Raw genomic sequence first — 18904 nt, 5'->3', positions numbered from 1 at the left:
TCGCAGTATTCAGTTTTCAGAGGTAAGATGGAGATGCTGCGTAAAAAACGCTGCCCAGATGGTTAAAAAAAGCGGCCTGAGCCGAATGCTGTTCGGGCTTTGTAAGCTAGAACTTTGATCAGTTGAGCTGAAGAAATACTACGTTCTCTGCGAAAGGCTCTGCGTAGGCTACGGTAAAAAAGGTATAAAATAAAAAAAGCGGCCTTAGCCGCTTTCCCTTTACCATGTTACTACCTAAATAAGACTGCTTACCTTATTTTATGATAATATCCTGAGGCATTCGTACTTGAATACCCTCGTAGGATTTTAATTTTTCGACCTGCTTGAAAATCGTGTAGTTTGAGCCTAATTCGTTTTTGAGTAGTTTGATTTGAACATTTTCCCCCAAGTCTTCCATAATAGTTTCGAACCATGGCTTTTTGGTAGGGTAATAAATCACACGATAATCATCTGAGGCACCGATTCTGGCTGCAGCAAGCTCAATGGTGGTATTCAGCCCTCCCAAGACATCTACCAAACCTCTTTCTTTAGCTTGATTTCCTGTCCAAACTCTTCCGGATGCTACTTCCTTTACAGCTTCAGCAGACATTCCCCTGCCCTCAGAGACTCTGGATATAAAGGTTTCATAGCCATCTTCCACTGTTCCTTGAATGATTGTTCTCTCTACTTCTGTTAATGGTCTGGTTACATTCATGAAGTCGGACAGCTCACCTGTTTTTACCACATCTGTAGTAATGCCAAGCTTGTCATTTAATAATTCCTGCGCATTGAACATCATTCCGAATATACCGATTGACCCTGTGATGGTATTGGGCTGAGCTACGATAGTGTCTGCAGGTGCAGAGATGTAGTATCCCCCGGAGGCTGCTACCTCTCCCATTGATACATATAGAGGCTTTGCCTTTTTGGCTTCAGCCATTTCTCTCCAGATGACTTCCGAAGCTACCACAGAACCTCCCGGTGAATTCACGCGAAGGACGATCGCTTTGATATTGTCGTCTTTACGGGCTTTTCGGATTTCCTTGGCAAACTTTTCTGAACTGATCACGCCGTCAGCCTTTCCACCTACGATCTCACCTTCAGCTATGATTACAGCAATCCTATTAGAAGAGGTGATGTTTTTGGATTTTACTACTTTAGTTAGATCCGTGGCATTGATTGTTTTGATGTCATCGTCTTCATCGATGCCAACTTTTTCTTTTAGTTTGGAAAGCACTTGGTCAAAATAGAGTAAATCCGTAGCCAAGCCATATGTCACTGCATCTTGAGGTTTGCGGACCAACATCAAATCATTGATTTTCTTCAAGCTATCATAAGCAATTCCTCTTGATTCCGACACGCCATGGAGAGCAAACTGATTCATATCATCCAAAAAAGACTGGGTCTGCAATCTTGCCTCGGGGCTGTTTTTCTCTAGGATAAAAGGTTCGACGGCGGATTTGAATTCCCCAACCCTAAAAATTTCAGGTTTCACTCCTATTTTTTCGAAAAGGCCTTTGAAGAACACACCTTCGGAGGAGAATCCGTTAAAATCAATTCCTCCCAAGGGATTAAGATATATTTCATCCGCTACCGAAGCGACAAAATATCCGCCTTCAGTATAGGCTTCGTCGTAAGCAACAATAAATTTTCCTGAAGTTTTGAAATCGACTAAAGCTTCACGAAGCTCAAGCAGGCTAGCCTGTCCGGCGAACACTAAGCCGGTATTTAGGTAGATTCCTTTGATGTTGTCATTGCTTTTTGCTTCAGCAATTGCTTTTTTAAGGTTGATAAGCCCCGCATTAAATTCTTGGCCGAAGGGGTTTCCAAATATGGAAAGATCCAAATCATCCTCGGAAGTACGCTCCACGAGTGTTCTACCGTTAAGATCCAAGTGCAATACGGTATTCTCACTTACGGTTACTTCTTTGTTTCCTGTAGCGGCTAGCATACCGATCAGGCCAAACATAAGAAGCACGCTAAGTATGCTGAAAACAAAAAGCCCGACGATTACCGCCAGCACATTTCCCAAGAATTTCATAAGCTAAATTATTTGAAGCCCAAAATAACCTAATTTGGGGCATGTTTACAAAAGCAATTATACGAGGAGAATGTTTGAGAAGATAGTGTTGATATTAGGAGGAAATAAAGGAGACAGAATTTCATTGCTCAATTCCGCATTGAAATCTATTTCTGAATTGGGGGAAGTGACGAAAAAATCAAAGATTTATGAAACTGAAGCGTGGGGAGGAGTCGCTAAAGGGCCTTTTTTGAATCAGGTGGTGGAAATTAAAACTGCGTATTCTCCTAGCGAGATCTTGGCTTTTATCCAACAAACCGAAGCAGATCTTGGAAGAAAGAGGGATGAACATTGGGGGGATCGCACAATGGATATTGATATTATTTATTTTGGTACTAGTATAATTGATACTCCTAAACTTCAGATTCCCCATCCTTTTCTTGCGGAGAGGAAATTTGTTTTGGTTCCGTTGGTAGAGATTTTGCCCGATTATATTCATCCGGCTACGGGGAAAACCAACCGGCAGATGCTGATGGAATGTGAGGATAGGAGTGACGTGAAGGGACTGTAATGGGTATGGTCGTAAAGTTTGTAACCGGTGAAAAGTGTCAAGTAAAATCAGAAATTGGCAATAATTTTTGAGATTTTAAGTCCAGATCGTAATCCTGATTTAATAAGGAGGAAAGGCATCTTAATTTAAGCGATCTCAGAGAAAAAATCAACTCTAGAATCAATAGATATTTATTCCAAGATATCTCCAGCTTGACAAGCTAACACCTCACATATTGCTTCCATTGTGCTAAAATGGAGGCTTTTGCTTTTCCTGTTTTCAGAAGGGAGTGGTAGGACAGCGTCATGCCTACTTTTTCGGAAACTCATTCTGTTTGAAAAACAAAACCCGCCTTGTGAGCGGGTTTGAGTATTATAGGCCTGACACTTCAGCTTCAGGATGGATTTTTTTGACAAGGCCTTGGAGGACTTTCCCAGGCCCGCATTCTACAAATTCTGTTGCCCCGTCAGCCACCATGTTTTGCACGGATTGAGTCCATTTTACCGGAGCAGTGAGTTGTGCGATCAAATTGGCTTTGATTTCGGCTACATCTGTCACCGCCGTGGTACTTACATTTTGATAAACTGGACAGCTAGGCGTATGAAAAGCTGTCGCCTCGATCGCTGTCTGCAATTTTTCCCGTGCAGGTTCCATTAGGGGAGAGTGGAAGGCACCTCCCACCGGTAGCAGTACTGCCCGTTTGGCGCCCGCTTCTTTCATCTTTTCGCATGCGATCTGCACTCCTTTATTTGAACCTGAAATCACCAATTGGCCTGGGCAATTATAGTTTGCGGGTACCACAACTTCATCGGTGATTCCTGCACAGATTTCTTCTACTTTTTCATCTGCCAGTCCCAAAATAGCAGCCATGGTAGACGGGTTGATCTCACAGGCTTCCTGCATGGCAAGTGCTCGCTGATATACCAGCTTAAGGCCATCTTCGAAAGCAAGGGTGCCGTTGGCAACTAGGGCTGAAAGCTCACCCAATGAGTGGCCTGCGACCATGTCGGGTGCGAAATTAGGTGTTGTTTTAGCCAAGATAACTGAATGAAGAAATACAGCAGGTTGAGTTACATTTGTTTGCTTTAATTCCTCAGCGGTTCCTTCAAACATGATGTCTGTGATACGGAATCCCAAGATTTCATTAGCCCGCTCAAATAATTCTTTTGCTTGGGTATTTTCTTCATAAAGTGCTTTTCCCATTCCTGGGAACTGGGCGCCTTGGCCCGGAAAAACAAATGCCTTCATTAACTAGTGTTTTTTTTTTTGTTCGGCGCAAATATAAGCCTTTTCCCAAAGGCAGCCCGCAATTAAGAAATCAGGGAACTGGTTTGAATGCCGTTTGGGAAAGTGTCTCTGCAGAAAGAAATTTTGCTTTTTCGGCTGGAGAAGGGAGACGGCAGGTACTTTTCTTGCCAAACCAGCGGTAGCGATTACTGCCTATCCAATTGTAAATAGGATCTCTAAAGAACTTTGGAAGGAGAATAAAAGCATACAATGCAGGCCATAGCCCTGTTAGATTTCTGGCTATTTTAAGCGCAGCAGTGCTTTTGTAGTAGATCTTCCCTTTCTCCAAAAGTACAAGGGAGTCGAGGTAATCTTCTCTGACTTCAAATTGGGAGAGGATTTTTCTGCTCAAACCCTCTTGCAATGCCCCCATTAAGAAGTGATCTTTTTTATCTCTTCGGATCACAAAATCAATGGAAGCATTACAGAGGTTGCAAACCCCATCAAAGAAAATGATGGATTTGGTTTGGGTCATTTGAGCAGTTGGATCGTGCCTTTTAAGCTTTGTTCTTTCTGCGCAGGATCGAGCATGTCAAATAATACTGTGCCGGAATAATAATAAGTGCCTGCGGGCAATTCGTTGCCACTTTTATCTTTTCCATCCCATCGGATGTAGATGTCATTTTCAGAAGTTTCGAGACTGTTGTATGAGAATACTTCCACTCCCCAGCGATTAACAATAAATAGCTCAACTCCCAAGACGAATCGCGGGCATTGTACATAAGGATTGTCAAAGGCCATAAAGGTCTCGTTTATCCCATCACCATTTGGAGTAAAGGCATTGGGAAGATTGTAGCTAGGGCAATTCTCTACACAGACGATATTACTTGCATCAGATTCGTTGCCTGATCTGTCAATGGCAGTAATGTAATAGCATCCACGGTAGGTTGTAAGATTGCGAATGGTAGTAGACAGATCCAACGAAGAAAGCTCTGCGATCAATTCAAACTGGCTATCCTCGCCATCAGCGGTATAGTATAGCTTGTATCCTGCAAGCTCATCATCGCATTCTCCTGATACATCAGGTGTCCAGCTCAAGTCATGTTCGTAGCTTGTATTGTTGCATGGGACTTCAGCAACATATGCGGCACATTCAGGACCTTCGAATGTCAATACGGGAGGGCATGGCAAGCGATTGTCATCAGGTTTGGCGCATATGATTTGAGATTTGTTTTCCAGTGGATACACGAGCCCTGCTACGTTGTAGGAACCTTTGGTGATTACGTAATAGCAATATTCAATCTCTTTTTGGAGCGGTGCGCCATTGAAGCTGCCATCGTCCAAATAGCTAAATCCTTCTGTGGTAACATCCACCTCGGCTATTTTTACAAAGTTGTCTTCATCAGCAGCGGCGGCATCAGTTCTGTTTCTATAAACTTCATGCCTGTATTCGCTGATTGAATTATTCCAAGGAACAGTGAATTGCCAATTCAGCTCAATTGCTTCATTGATAATTGTAGGCTCTGCCCAGACTGAAGAAGCTTTGGAAGAAGTATCGATTTTAGTGTTTCTATCCAGTAGTACCACTTCATAATTGTACACGGTATTCAGAGTATTCAGACCTGTATCGGTGAATAGCGTGTCAGAAGTAATTCCCAGTGATACCCGGTTTGCATTTCCTGTGAAACCCGTACTTCTAAGCAACTCATACCTATAAGGTCCGGGGAATTGTACTTTGTCAATATCATATGGAGGAGTCCATTTTACAAAAATCTCGCCCTCAGTAGGGTCAGTTTCCTCCACACTTACATTGGTGATGATAGGTACATCCACATCTATGGTGACGCAAATCTCATCAGAGACTATGCTTTCGCCAAGTCTAGGTTCAGGGTAGGCGGCCACCAGTCTATAGCAATAGGTGTTGCCCGGAGCCAAGCCTTCTCCGCCATTCGTATCGACGAAATCCAGCGTTTGCATGTTGGTAGTTCCTATCAGTTCATAACCCGCCCTGATTCCTGTTTCGCAGCTATCAGGTTGATAAGGATCAGAATTAATTCTTCTCCAGATTTGCATTTCATTTGAGGAATTGGCACAAACATAAGGATCCCAGTTTAGCTCAACAGACCTGCCTGGCAGTTGTTCTATTTCATCGAAAACCGGGGACGGACCCACTACCTTGATTCTCCATGTTTTGATATCTACCAAGGCGGGGCCCGAACTAGGCTGATCGGTAATCCTTACCCGCACTTCATATTCTCTGGCGCGTACATGATTACAGACAGTTTGCCAGTCGAAATTGACTATGCCGGGGCTAGGTTGAAATTCAGTTTCAGGGGAATAGGTAGCTGGAGAACTTATTATCTCAACGGGCTCGCCAAATACTTCTATTTTGATAGGGTCACCATCAGGATCTTGTCCCTGGATGATTTCTTCTATTTTGGTGCCCGCTTCTACACAGAGATCAGGCGGCAAAATTAATTCGGGTCGCCTATTATTCGAATTTTCGATAATAATCTGCATATCGCGGACCACACTGCCAATGAGCTCCCATTTACCATTAAGCTTTCGATATTCATTGATTCTAAAAGCGACGTTAAACTGTCCCGCGGTGCCCGGTGCATCCCAAATCAAATCTCCTGTGATCGGGTCCAGAGTCAAAGTAGCAGGTGTACTTCCATCTTCCTTGCTGAAGCTGAATTCCGGAGACGCAGGACTCCTGTAGTTGTTTACAGGGCGTTGAAATTGTTGCTTAGGCACATCCATTTCGTAGGCAAGACTATCGCCATCGGGATCATATGCGCCCGGATTGTGAATGTATCTTACATTTACGGCACCATTATCAACTGGCGGAATCGTCAGAACAGGAGAGTTGTTTACCCCTATAAATGGATCAATGGTAATGGTGGTTTCCACATAGAAAGGAGTATCCACTGAGTTGTCCATATTCAGTGTTTTGTCGTTTCGATTCTGTTCCAGAAAACGGATTGTGTACGTTCCGGGTCCCTGAAAAGTATGTCTAATGACGAAGGTGTTTTTTTCGATTAAATTGCCAAGTGATTCTACAAGCTCAAACTCATTTTCAGTATTCAATCCTTCCACCACTCGTCCATCCCCAAAGTCAATTTCACCAGGCCCAAAGATTACATTTGATCTTGTGTCCGTGTAGCCTACCACAGTAATAATATACACTAAGGACTGAGGAGATTCGCGCTCAGCAGTTATTTCACCTGCTCTAATGTGTGTGGCCCAGGCCTCAGAAATTCCGGCAACCAGAAAGATTAGAAAAAGTCCCAGGGTGATTTTCAGCTTCATATTGGTCAAGTTCATTTGTTGGGAAAAATATAATGTACGAATTTATCCTCTTTTAAGGTTTTAACACACATTTTCTTCCTATACGAAATAAATGGAAGTAAGGAGAAAATCTCCGTAAAATCAAACATTAAATCTGCTCAAATAGTTAATCAGGCTATAAAGGCAGCTGCTGCTGTTTTTATTTAGAAAGACTTAAAATAAGACAAGTGTTTTTGAATGGATTGTTTGCTAGTTGATCCGCATGTAAATTTGACACTAATAATCAAAGATTTCGTTTTAATCTAATCGCAAAAATTGTATGAGCTGGGTTACAAAAACCTTGAGTAGCACAATAGGCAGGAAATTGATCATGGCACTGACCGGACTTTTCCTGATCCTGTTTTTGACAGGCCACGTTTCGGGTAATTTACTGTTGTTTAAGAATGATGGGGGTGAGGCATTTAATATTTATGCCAAGTTTATGACTACCAATCCAGCAGTAAAGCTTCTTTCTTGGCTGACGTACATTTCCATCATCGGACATGTGATTTTCTCTATCTGGCTTACTAAAAGAAATAAGTCAGCGCGTCCTGTAGGTTATGGTGTGTCTACACCTCCTTCTACCACTTTTTCTTCTCGCAATATGGGGATTTTGGGGACTATCATTTTGATTTTCATCGTGGTTCATATGCAGAGCTTTTGGGCTCAGATGCATTGGGGGGATCTTCCTGTAGTAAATTATGATGGAGAAGAGTACAAGGACCTGTTTAGCATAGTCACTTTTGCTTTTCAAAATGAACTGATGGTCATAGGCTATGTAGTAGCGATGGCATTCTTGGCATTTCACCTTTCCCATGGATTTGCAAGTGCATTTCAGACTTTGGGTCTGAACCACAAGAAATACTCTCCAGCCATTCTCGTGATCGGAAAAATCTATTGCATTCTGGTACCGATTCTATTCGCCAGCATGCCTGTTTACATCTATTTTACATCACAGAGCTAATCAATAGTCACCTATGATACTAGATTCCAAATCCCCAATTGGCCCATTGGCCGAAAAGTGGACTAAGCATAAGTTTAACAGTAAGCTGGTAAATCCGGCGAACAAGAGAAAATACGAGGTAATTGTGGTGGGAACCGGGCTTGCGGGAGCTTCTGCTGCTGCCTCACTTGCAGAACTTGGTTACAAAGTAAAAGCATTCTGCTTTCAAGATAGCCCTCGCCGTGCACACTCTATCGCTGCGCAAGGCGGTATCAATGCTGCGAAAAATTACCAAAATGACGGTGATTCCGTTTTTAGACTTTTCTACGACACCATCAAAGGCGGTGATTACCGTTCCCGTGAATCGAATGTGTACCGATTGGCGGAAGTTTCTGTAAATATCATTGACCAGTGCGTGGCGCAGGGAGTTCCTTTTGCCAGAGAATATGGAGGATTGCTTGCCAATCGCTCATTTGGTGGTGCGCAGGTGTCCAGAACCTTCTATGCAAGAGGCCAAACGGGACAGCAATTGCTTTTGGGGGCTTACTCTGCACTCAGCCGACAGGTGGCCAATGGTAAGGTGAAGCTTTATCCACGTACAGAAATGATGGATGTAGTCACTATCGACGGCCATGCAAGAGGTATTGTGACCAGAAACCTGATCACGGGAGCTATCGAAACCCACGCTGCCCATGCAGTACTACTTTGCACAGGGGGTTACGGAAACGTGTTTTTCCTTTCTACCAATGCAATGGGATCTAATGTGACTGCAGCTTGGAGAGCACATAAGAAAGGTGCATACTTTGCCAACCCTTGCTACACGCAGATTCACCCTACTTGTATTCCTGTGTCCGGGGATCATCAGTCCAAATTGACGCTGATGTCTGAGTCACTGAGAAATGACGGACGTGTATGGGTTCCAAAAACAAAAGAGATGGCCGAGAAGCTCCGCAAAGGAGAAATTAAGCCTAAAGATATTAAGGACGAGGAAAGAGATTATTATTTGGAGAGAAAATATCCTTCTTTCGGTAACCTCGTGCCTCGTGATGTGGCTTCCAGAAACGCCAAAGACGTGTGTGACGAAGGGCGCGGCGTAAATGAAACCGGGCAGGCTGTTTTCCTTGACTTCCGTGATGCCATCAATCGTGACAGCGAAGATGCGATCCGTGCGAGATACGGCAACTTGTTTGACATGTATCAGCAGATTACCGGTGAAAACCCTTATCAAACCCCAATGATGATTTATCCGGCCGTTCACTATACCATGGGCGGACTTTGGGTTGATTACAATTTGATGACAACAGTTCCAGGGCTTTATTCGCTGGGAGAAGCCAACTTCTCTGATCACGGAGCAAACCGTTTGGGAGCTTCTGCCCTGATGCAGGGTTTGGCTGACGGATACTTTGTGGTCCCTTATACTATTGGTGATTATTTGGCGCAGATAGGACCAAGTCCGGTGGATATAAACCATCCCGAATTCGCCAAGGCTGAGAAGGGGGTGAAGGATGCCATCCAGCAACTTTTGAGTATCAATGGTAGCAAGACAGTGGATTACTTCCATAAGAAACTGGGACATATCATGTGGGAATACTGTGGTATGGCCAGGAACGAAGAGGGCTTGAAAAAGGCCAAAGGAATGATTCAGGAGCTTAGAAAGGAATTCTGGGCTGATGTGAAAGTGCTCGGAGCCAATGAAGAATTGAACCAGACTTTAGAGAAAGCCAGCCGTGTAGCTGATTTCTTGGAGCTTGGAGAATTGATGGTGGACGATGCTCTGAACAGATCTGAATCTTGTGGGGGACACTTCAGACTAGAATCTCAGACTCCGGATGGAGAAGCACTTAGAGATGACGAGAACTTTGCTTACGTGGCAGCTTGGGAGTTTATGGCAGAAAATGCTCCTGAGACATTGCACAAAGAGCCGTTGGTTTTCGAAAACGTGAAGCTGACCCAGAGATCTTACAAATAATTTCTAGACATTAATTCATAACTATTATGAAATCGAGCAAGACGCAAGCAACACACATTGATTATCGGTCAAGCGAGATTCCATACGGCCTTTAAAGGACAAATCGTAAACATATGAAACTGACATTAAAAATATGGAGACAAAAGAACGCCGGTGATAAGGGCGGGTTTGTCACCTATCCCATAGATGGAATTTCCACTGACATGTCATTCCTGGAGATGATGGATGTCTTGAATGAGGAACTTGCAGAAAAAGGAGAAGATCCCGTACACTTTGACCACGATTGTCGCGAAGGCATCTGTGGCATGTGTTCCCTTTATATCAATGGCCATCCCCATGGCCCTAAGCAGACTACTACTTGCCAACTACACATGCGTTCGTTCTCTGATGGAGATACTATCACGATTGAGCCTTGGAGAGCAGCGGCTTTTCCGGTAGTGAAGGATTTGGTGGTGGATCGCGGTTCATTCGATAGAATTATCCAGGCGGGTGGTTATGTATCCGTGAATACAGGAGGTGTACCTGACGCAAATGAGATTCCTATTCCAAAGAGAATCGCTGATGAAGCCTTTGACTCGGCTACTTGCATAGGCTGCGGAGCTTGTGTGGCAGCGTGTAAAAATGCTTCTGCGATGCTGTTCACTTCTGCGAAAATCTCTCAGTTGGCCATGCTGCCGCAGGGTCAAGTCGAAAGAATGACCAGAGCAGAGAAGATGGTTGCCCAGATGGATGCGGAAGGATTCGGTGCATGTACCAATACTGGTGCCTGCGAAGCAGAATGCCCTAAAGGGATCAGTCTAACAAATATCGCCAGAATGAACAGAGAGTATTTCTCAGCTTCAGTGAAAAGCGAAAATGTGTAATTGAATCGCTGAATTCATGTAAAACCAAAAAAGCCGGCCGAAGTCGGCTTTTTTGTACCTTGTAAGCTTTCCAACATTGGGGTAAATGTCCGCTTAGGTGAAAAATTGTAAACAAATCTAAGTGATGAGGCCTACTGTGAATTAGGATACTATAGAGGAATACCCTAAGGCAGAACGTCGATATTCTTTAAGGTATTGTACTTTCAATTAAATCATGCCATGACATTATATCTATAGTTTGGTTCTTTTCAGATTTTCTGGCTACTAGCACTAAGTTTCCTTTGGTGATGATAGTTTTTGCAAGCTTGTCCATGGGATAAATAGAAGATAAATCCTCAGATTTTTCAAAAAGGGAATAGCTGTATTCAAGAGAATTGGTTAGGGGGGCTTGTTTAGAGATACCAACAATTAGTGTGAAATGCTCCGGGGCTCCGGTTCCTCCTATTATCCGTATATTGCCATCTTCAAGGGCAGATTTAATTGTCTCTTCAACTGCTCCCTGTCCTTCAGTAAAGGTTAATTTTTCAGTGTAAAAATTAGAATCAGAGATTTTGTTTCCGCTTTTGTCATAGAATGTAAAGTATGCCTCTGAAGGATCGATGATGAAAAAGTGGTCTTTCGCAATATGGGTGGCAATGGACTTACTTGTGTGCCTAAATTCACCAGTAGCCATAAGTTTACTTTCACCGGTTTCCATATTTAAACTTTGAATTTGAAATTTTCCCGTTTGTCGTGAAAGATTGACAATGGCTAATGTTTCATTATTAGAAGAGCCAAAATCATATAGGTTAAGGAAAAAATCTTCTTCCAATGAGGGGATGTTGATTCTTTTTAGAAAAGTAGAGTCAAGCAGAGAAATTGACTCCAAATATTTTTCGCTAGCATATTGAATGTAGAGGACTTGGTTAAAATAAGTAATTTGGGACATCTTCCCCTTAGGGTATTGATATGGTTTTCCAAGTGGGTCAAGGTCTACTTTATCTGACCAGATTAAATCCAGCTCTCCTGACGGAGTTACTTTAAAAATCTGATTGTAATTGTTTAATATAAACAGATCAGATTGATCAAAATGGAAATCCATGATGATTGATTTTTCCGGGAAAGTGGAGGATAAAACTATAGGATAACTGAATGCTGTCTTGTCTGCCTTTTTAGGATTGGAGTGGCAGGAAACAAGTAGAGACAGGATTAGGATGCTAAGTATAGCAGAATGGTTATTGACCAGGGTTTTTTGGAGGTAAAATGACCAAGGAATCATATGAATTTCCGTTTTTCCTGTAAAATACTGGGAAGCTCTCTATTAAATTTAACCGCTTACTGATAAAGTCTTTATCTAGCTTAAGATTAGGAAAGTCTCCACCAATAAATAGTTTAGCTTTCTTAGAGTTTTTTGAAGCAATGACTACTGAGCCTGAGTCAAGGTGTTTTCGTGCAATATCTTTATAAATTACTTGGCACGAAGGACATTCATCTAATAATACTACTAAAAAATTATCTGTACTTATATTTAAGGTCTCTTTGGTTAAATTAACTCTGTCGGCCAAAAAGGTATCATCTTGCTGTTTCGGTGAGCATGATGCAAGAATTAGTATAAAACAGCATATTTTTTTGTGTAGACTCATTATTAGATGGGCTTAGAAAGATCAAAAGTCTCCACGACTAGTCTATCTTCAGAGACTGTTTCATCGAAGATATTGTTTCTGAAAAGCATTAACCCTGCTTTGCTGGGGATAATTAAATAAGGTGAATACTGGTTTCCAGGAAAATCAACCTCATGGATGATTTCAAAGTTCTGGCTCATCACGATAATTGAAAAGTTCTGTTCGTTCACAGCAGGCCATGCTGTCTTGTTTTTATAATCTTTCAAGGGGTGACGGACAATTCTATAAATGAGCTTGTTGTACCAGTCGTAGTGAACATCGCCATAGCGATAGTTGCTCAGTACAAGTTCATTGTCCTGTTCTTCATTGGGTTTTATTTTAAAGTCTTGTGGGTTACTCTTAAAGTACTTGCTTTTCGCTGAAATATGATCTAGGGTATTGCTTGATTTGTTAAATAGAATCAGAGAGTCCATCAAAGGCCATGAAACCAGGTATTTCGTAGCTGAAATTGCACTTCTCGAATAGTCAGTGTCAGAAAACGGCCATATTTTATCTAGATATAAGTCTGGGTATGTGTTCATTGAATCAAAGGAAAGCTCGTTTGATTCAATGTCATATTCCAAAGTAATGGGGAATTTTTTATTAAGCTCTGACGGATTATAAAGATCCCCTAGGCTATATCGGACAAAATGAAGTTTATTGCCTGCTTTGAACGTTGGGTTGGGGACGGTTGAAACATGATTGATAAGACCATGATCTATTAATTTGTTTCTATCAGGACTTAATTTATGAACAAAATTGCCATCTTCATCTATACAAATGCTGCCATTGATATTTCCCCTAACGAATACAAATATAGAATCAGGAGAGCTGTAGGTTAGTCCTTGCAAGACATTACCTGTAATTCCTTCCGGTCCACCCATGGGGATATTTATACGCTTGACCATTTCACCTGAGTTAAGTGAATACTTGTCAACGGTGTAAGTTAACGTGTTAAGCGTTATCAGATATTCCTCTGAATCATCTTGAAAATACTGAGTGTAATGAAACTCATTGGATGTGGAATCATCCAACTCAAGTGAAATTTTTTTTATCAGGTAGTTGGCGTGGAATGTGTTTTCTTCTTCGACCTTCTTGCTTCGATTACAAGAAGCTGAAAATATTATTAGTAATAATACGATTATAGGTACTGATGGGAAATACCTAGGTAATTGGTTTATGTTTTGAAATGATAAAAAATAAATGATAAGGTCATTTTTCAGTAAACAGTTTACTTTGGCTTAAAAGAATATCTGCAATTCAATTCGCAAAGCACGGAAGCTAAATTTTACATAAAATTTACAGCCGTAATTTCACAAATTAATTAAGTGGAGAGCTGGTTTGCAAATAGTTAGAGTTGCGGATAATCCTTGTGACTGTATCTAATTAATGTAGATTACACAGCCTCCACAGCCTCTACAGGCACCGCTTCCAGCAGATTTGGATAGCACATAAGTTCCGTTAGCATCTTCAAACAGTAACTCTTGACCTTGTGGGTTGGTGCAGGCTGCATTGAGCTCCGCAAATGGGGACAATCCCAAAAATCCTAAACCAAGAATTAAAACAATTTTTTTCATAATTATTTGATTTTAGAAGTGTGAAAATGATTTAATGAAAGTCAATCAAAAAAAAAATGAGATTGCCAAATTTTTTAAGATTAAATAATTGAGTTTAGTTTGACTTTTCCGAAGATTTCTAGCCGTCACTATCCAACTACTAATGCTAAGATAGGATTTAACAAAACCTAGAAGAAATAGCAATACGCCTTCTTGCCTTGAATAAGTAATAGACTTACGGACGCAATGTGGTTGTGGATAATCTTTTTTTATACTATTCCAATCTAAAATTGCACTGAAAGATCAAATTCCGCCTTTAAACCAATTAAAATTTTGAATGCGAGGCTTATTGCTTAACTTTGAAAAATTATATTTCAGGAGGATTTTGTTACAAATAGAAAATAGATATGAGTTATTTAGATCTGGGGATCTTTGTGGCCTACATGCTGGCTATGCTGGGTGTGGGATTTTTTTATATGAAAAAGAATTCAGGTCAGGAGGATTACTATGTGGGAGGAAGGAGTATCGGACACTGGCATATTGGCCTGTCCGTTGTAGCGACTGACGTAGGAGGAGGTTTTTCCATTGGCTTGGGCGGTTTGGGCTTTGTGATGGGCTTGTCCGGGTCCTGGATGCTTTTCACCGGACTTTTAGGCGCTTGGTTAGCTGCGGTGGTTTTGATTCCCAGAGTAAAGTCTGATCCGGCTTTTGCTAAGTTTTTTACATTTCCTCAGATCATAGGGCATCTGTATAATTCCACCACTGCGAAAGTAGCCGCGGTGATCTGTTTTTTAGGATACTTAGGTTTTACTTCTTCCCAATTATTGGCTGGGGCAAAGCTTGCTTCAGGTACTTTCAAAGAGCTTGATCTTTCGTATGCACTTTTGATAATGGGAGCTGTGGCCGTGATTTATACCGTGATGGGTGGATTGAAAGCTGTAATCTACACCGATACCATACAATGGATTGTTTTGATGGCGGGATTGATGTTTATCGGAATTCCGATTTCCTATAATTACGTTGGTGGCTGGGAAGGAATACAGAGCACTTTGCCTCAGGAATTTTTCTCTTTTTCCAATCTTACTTGGCAGGATCTTGCCAACTGGGGAATTACTATAATTCCAATTTGGTTTGTGGGAATGACACTTTATCAGCGAATTTTTGCTGCCAGGGATGTGAAGTCGGCCAAGAAGGCTTGGTTTATAGCAGGGCTGTTCGAATGGCCGATCATGGCACTTTTAGGGGTTTCTTTGGGTTTACTATCCAGAGTGGCAGTGGAGCAGGGGGCATTGGAGGGCTTCACAACAGCTATGGATCCTGAGATGGGGCTTCCCGTGTTACTCAGCCAAATCTTGCCTGCGGGTATTTTGGGATTAATGATGTCGGCTTATTTCTCGGCGGTTCTTTCTACGGCGGATTCTTGCCTGATGGCGGCTTCCGGAAATATGACTACAGATATTTTAGGGAAATTCTTCACAAGCAAATCTCTGAAGGAGGAGATGAGAATCTCTCAGTTGCTGACGTTGGGGATAGGCGTGATGGCAATTATTATTGCTTGGCAGATGACGGAAGTCCTCAGTTTGATGCTATATTCCTATGCATTTATGGTTTCGGGCTTATTAATTCCCGTGGTGGCGGGTTTATTCTTCGGGCAGAATAGTGCCAGGGCAGCCACTTCATCCATGATCACCGGCGGGTCTTTGACTGCTGGATTAATTATTTCCGAAGTAGCTCTTCCGTTCGGCTTGGATGCCAATCTATTTGGGCTCACGCTCTCTTTGCTGACGTTTTTGTCAGTAATCTATTATGAAAAAAATCACAGTTCAAAGTTAAAATCTATATGATCAAACTAGAAACGCTATCCACTATTGATTCTGCTACTTATTTGCAGAAAAATGAAATCGCAGACTTCCTGTTTGTTCATCTGGGGCAATATGGTGATCCAAAGGAAGATATTATGAAATGCTTGGATTATGCTCTGGACCAAAGCCTCCATGCGGGAGGTTTTGTGGTGATGGCCCGGGAAGAGGGTAAGCTTCTCGGTGTGCTTGTCATGAACAAAACAGGAATGTCAGGTTATATTCCGGAAAATATTCTCGTTTATATAGCAGTAGATGCCGAACAGCGAGGAAAAGGCATCGGCGGGAAACTTATGGAAATGGCTATCAAGATGGCTAATGGTTCTATAGCCCTGCACGTAGAGCCTGATAATCCTGCCAAGAAACTTTACGAAAGAATAGGCTTTACCAACAAGTATCTCGAAATGAGGTTGACTAAGTGAGATGGCATATCTGACATTAAATAGAGCTAAGCTCAAGGAGAACTTTGAGTTTCTCAAAAAGACCTTTAAGGCAAATGAAATTTCTTGGGGAGTTGTGTCAAAACTGCTCTGCGGAAACAAGCTTTTCCTTCAAGAACTTATAGACCTGGGAGTGAAAGAGGTTCATGACAGTAGGATTTCCAATCTGGCCATGGTCAAGTCCCTTTATCCTGAAGTTCAGACTGTGTACATCAAACCGGTTTCTAAAAGAAATATTGCCAAAATGGTGCAGTTTGCGGATGTCAGCTTGAACAGTGAATTGGAAACCATCCGATGGATTAGCAAGGAGGCTGTGGAGCTTGGCAAAAAACATAAGATTATCATTATGGTGGAGACAGGGGATCTTCGGGAGGGTGTGATGGGAGAACAGTTGGTGGAATTTTATTCCCAAATCTTCCAGCTTCCAAACATCGAAGTGATAGGGTTGGGTACAAATCTAAATTGTCTCAATGGCGTAATGCCCTCTACGGACAAGCTTATTCAGCTGTCTCTGTACAAGCAAATCATCGAGTTGAAGTTCAACAAGAAAATTCCTTGGGTATCTGCCGGGACATCAGTTACGATTCCTTTGATGCTGACTCATCAGCTTCCAAAGGGAATCAACCATTTTCGAGTGGGGGAAACCTTGTATTTTGGACTTGACTTATTTGAAGAAAAAGTGATAGAAGGCATGAATGGCGATGTGTTTGAACTGCATGCGGAGATTATCGAAATGCAGGAAAAGCCGCTCCTACCCGTTGGGAATCTAGCTGCTAATCCTCAAGGAGAAACTGCTGAAATTGACGAGTCCCTCTATGGACAAAGCTCTTTTAGAGCCATCATTGATATCGGACTTTTGGATGTAGATCCGAAATATTTGATACCGAGTGATGAGAAATATGAAATACTTGGAGCCAGTTCGGATATGCTGATTATTAATCTAGGTAAAAATCCCAACAACTATAAAGTAGGCGATACATTGAATTTCGATATGAAATATATGGGCGCTCTGAGTTTGTTGAATTCGAATTATATTGACAAAAAAGTAATTGAGAATTTAGACTGAGTAGTTGCTCTTTGGCATGGTCATGGGAATACAGTGGTATAACCAATTAGTATTTGACTATGAAAAAAGTATTGTTAATTCTTGCCCTTGGCCTGGGAGCAGTCCAACTGTCTCAAGCTCAATCATCTGATAAACCCGGAGGATTCGGTGTTCGGGGCGGTGCCAGTCTTTTCAATTTTGGAGGGGATGATGTTTCGGAAAACTCTTACACAAATAGGGTAGGTTTTCACGTTGGGGGTTATGCCATGCTATTTATGACGGACCGTTTGGCGTTAGAGCCCGGAGTATACTACGCTGTGAAAGGAACCCAAAACGATGATTTTGTAGACAGTAGAGCAATTTTGAATTATGTGGATGTTCCCGTGCTGTTCAGATTGTATCCTGCGGAGGGGTTTAATGTTTTCGCAGGGCCTCAGATCTCCTTTCTGGCAAATTCTAAGTTTGAAGGTGATTTCTTCGGCAATACGATTTCTTATGATTCAGACGCGATAAAAGAAACAGACTTCGGATTAGTATTGGGACTTGGATATAATCTGCCAAAAGGTTTTAACGTCCAGGCATCTTATGATTATGGATTTACCCCGATTTTCAAAGACAGTGATGCTGATGTGTATAACAGAGGCTTTAAGCTATCTGCCGGTTATACTTTCTAAAGGAATTCAATAGTGAATTAGAGGCTCCGTCTCGATTGCGGAGCCTTTTTTATTTCATGCTGTTGATCCAGTCCCTGATTAGCTCAACACCCTCATTATGGACTGTTGTTCTTCCGAGCTCCGGCATGGCTATCCCTACTTCTGTGGAATTCATATGATGCGTGAGTATGGATTCATCAGCTTTCCCCGGCATGACGTCAAAGTCAAAAGTTCCCGCTCCATTTCCTGCCGCTACCGGGATTTTATTTACACCTAATTTTCTCAGATCAGTCTGATCATAGGTGAGAAAAAGGGCTGAAGTACTTGCAGGTCCCTCGGCACTAGGGCAATGTGAGCAGTTGATGTCAAGATAAGCCATTGCCCGTTCATCTAAGCGTAGATTATTGTCTTCATAATTAATCTCGCAGGGTGTGATTTTTCGCCTTCAAATCCTTGCAATTTATCCGATTCAGTCCAATACGATAATTGGTTAGCTTTGCCGGACGCATATTTAAGCTCGTTGTTTAAGTAGTGAACTTTCACCCCAATCGGAACTAGCAATTCATTTTTGTTAAAAAAAATGAAATAATCATGGGTTAACTATTAGAATATAGGGTGAATATTTTAATCTTTAAAAGCTTGGCAAGTTATTATATGTCTGTCTGTACTGTTTCGGGTATGTTTTTGGAATTAATTGCAATGAGGATAGATGAGCCATTCCCTCCGTGGGAGCGGAGGGAATGGGGTTTAGTTGATCTATACCAACCACTAGTGGGTTATAGGTATGATTTCCTGACTCTTTATTTTCAAGTCATAAGCCTCTCGACAAA

At 41.9% G+C, this 18904-nt stretch carries 18 protein-coding genes; 8 read left to right on the top strand and 10 right to left on the bottom strand.

All coding sequences use genetic code 11. The annotated features are described in order from the left end of the window. Window positions 1–253: 253 nt before the first annotated feature. A complete protein-coding gene (gene sppA, locus ID165_RS16080; protein ID WP_192345955.1) occupies window positions 254–2020 on the bottom strand; it encodes a signal peptide peptidase SppA in 1767 nt (588 codons plus the stop codon). Between the two features lie 70 nt (window positions 2021–2090). Here sppA and folK point away from each other — a divergent pair, with 70 nt between their 5' ends. Then, window positions 2091–2570 carry a 2-amino-4-hydroxy-6-hydroxymethyldihydropteridine diphosphokinase gene (gene folK / locus ID165_RS16075; RefSeq protein ID WP_192345953.1) on the top strand — a complete coding sequence of 160 codons (480 nt, stop codon included), beginning with the start codon at window positions 2091–2093 and terminating at the stop codon, window positions 2568–2570. Between the two features lie 170 nt (window positions 2571–2740). On the opposite strand, the gene ID165_RS27135 is transcribed toward folK, so the two are convergent. The 4 genes from ID165_RS27135 to ID165_RS16055 form a co-directional block, all read right to left on the bottom strand. Further along, window positions 2741–2794 (bottom strand): hypothetical protein, encoded by a 54-nt coding sequence (locus ID165_RS27135; RefSeq protein WP_370539763.1) that lies wholly within the window; start codon window positions 2792–2794, stop codon window positions 2741–2743. A gap of 127 nt (window positions 2795–2921) precedes the next feature. After that, window positions 2922–3797: an ACP S-malonyltransferase gene (gene fabD, locus ID165_RS16065; RefSeq protein ID WP_192345951.1), complete on the bottom strand. Its 876-nt coding sequence runs from the start codon at window positions 3795–3797 to the stop codon at window positions 2922–2924. A gap of 70 nt (window positions 3798–3867) precedes the next feature. Continuing rightward, on the bottom strand, window positions 3868–4311 hold the full coding sequence (locus ID165_RS16060; RefSeq protein WP_192345949.1) for a thiol-disulfide oxidoreductase DCC family protein: 444 nt from the start codon (window positions 4309–4311) through the stop codon (window positions 3868–3870). Then, window positions 4308–7088: a gliding motility-associated C-terminal domain-containing protein gene (locus ID165_RS16055; RefSeq protein ID WP_192351612.1), complete on the bottom strand. Its 2781-nt coding sequence runs from the start codon at window positions 7086–7088 to the stop codon at window positions 4308–4310. Before ID165_RS16055 ends, ID165_RS16060 begins: the two co-directional genes overlap by 4 nt. Window positions 7089–7386: 298 nt before the next feature. On the opposite strand from ID165_RS16055, the gene ID165_RS16050 reads away from it, so the two are divergent. From ID165_RS16050 to ID165_RS16040, 3 genes are all read left to right on the top strand, one after another. Beyond that, a complete protein-coding gene (locus ID165_RS16050) occupies window positions 7387–8070 on the top strand; it encodes a succinate dehydrogenase cytochrome b subunit (protein ID WP_192345947.1) in 684 nt (227 codons plus the stop codon). Between the two features lie 13 nt (window positions 8071–8083). Further along, window positions 8084–10018, top strand: a complete 1935-nt coding sequence (locus ID165_RS16045) for a fumarate reductase/succinate dehydrogenase flavoprotein subunit (RefSeq protein ID WP_192345945.1) — start codon at window positions 8084–8086, stop codon at window positions 10016–10018. Between the two features lie 113 nt (window positions 10019–10131). Next, complete coding sequence (locus ID165_RS16040) at window positions 10132–10881, top strand: succinate dehydrogenase/fumarate reductase iron-sulfur subunit (protein ID WP_192345942.1); 750 nt, start codon at window positions 10132–10134, stop codon at window positions 10879–10881. Between the two features lie 187 nt (window positions 10882–11068). Here the strand turns inward: ID165_RS16040 and ID165_RS16035 are convergent, their stop codons facing one another. From ID165_RS16035 to ID165_RS16020, 4 genes are all read right to left on the bottom strand, one after another. After that, entirely contained in the window at window positions 11069–11692 is a 624-nt protein-coding gene (locus ID165_RS16035) for a hypothetical protein (protein ID WP_192345940.1), read from the bottom strand. A 403-nt stretch (window positions 11693–12095) separates the two neighbouring features. Then, entirely contained in the window at window positions 12096–12503 is a 408-nt protein-coding gene (locus tag ID165_RS16030) for a hypothetical protein (RefSeq protein WP_192345938.1), read from the bottom strand. A 2-nt stretch (window positions 12504–12505) separates the two neighbouring features. Further along, entirely contained in the window at window positions 12506–13555 is a 1050-nt protein-coding gene (locus ID165_RS16025; protein WP_225586790.1) for a DUF4221 family protein, read from the bottom strand. 348 nt (window positions 13556–13903) lie between these two features. Further along, complete coding sequence (locus tag ID165_RS16020; RefSeq protein ID WP_192345936.1) at window positions 13904–14098, bottom strand: hypothetical protein; 195 nt, start codon at window positions 14096–14098, stop codon at window positions 13904–13906. A gap of 386 nt (window positions 14099–14484) precedes the next feature. Between ID165_RS16020 and ID165_RS16015 the strand changes: the two genes are divergently transcribed. The 4 genes from ID165_RS16015 to ID165_RS16000 are packed head-to-tail and all read left to right on the top strand — an operon-like array spanning window position 14485 to window position 18095. Continuing rightward, window positions 14485–15921 (top strand): sodium:solute symporter, encoded by a 1437-nt coding sequence (locus tag ID165_RS16015; protein ID WP_192345934.1) that lies wholly within the window; start codon window positions 14485–14487, stop codon window positions 15919–15921. After that, on the top strand, window positions 15918–16358 hold the full coding sequence (locus ID165_RS16010; protein WP_192345932.1) for a GNAT family N-acetyltransferase: 441 nt from the start codon (window positions 15918–15920) through the stop codon (window positions 16356–16358). The genes ID165_RS16015 and ID165_RS16010 overlap by 4 nt, the downstream gene beginning before the upstream one ends. A 1-nt stretch (window position 16359) precedes the next feature. After that, complete coding sequence (locus ID165_RS16005; RefSeq protein WP_192345930.1) at window positions 16360–17442, top strand: alanine racemase; 1083 nt, start codon at window positions 16360–16362, stop codon at window positions 17440–17442. 59 nt (window positions 17443–17501) lie between these two features. Beyond that, window positions 17502–18095, top strand: coding sequence for a porin family protein (locus tag ID165_RS16000; protein ID WP_192345928.1), 594 nt, complete (start codon window positions 17502–17504; stop codon window positions 18093–18095). 49 nt (window positions 18096–18144) lie between these two features. Here the strand turns inward: ID165_RS16000 and ID165_RS15995 are convergent, their stop codons facing one another. Further along, the gene (locus ID165_RS15995; protein ID WP_192345926.1) at window positions 18145–18453 is read right to left on the bottom strand and encodes a hypothetical protein; all 309 of its coding nucleotides are present in this window, start codon (window positions 18451–18453) and stop codon (window positions 18145–18147) included. Between the last annotated feature and the right edge of the window lie 451 nt (window positions 18454–18904).

Origin of the sequence: Algoriphagus sp. Y33 (assembly GCF_014838715.1) — a bacterium.
In the GTDB taxonomy this organism is placed as follows: domain Bacteria; phylum Bacteroidota; class Bacteroidia; order Cytophagales; family Cyclobacteriaceae; genus Algoriphagus.
The sequence above is the reverse complement of the archived record's forward strand: the minus strand, read 5'-3'. Positions and strand labels throughout refer to the sequence as shown.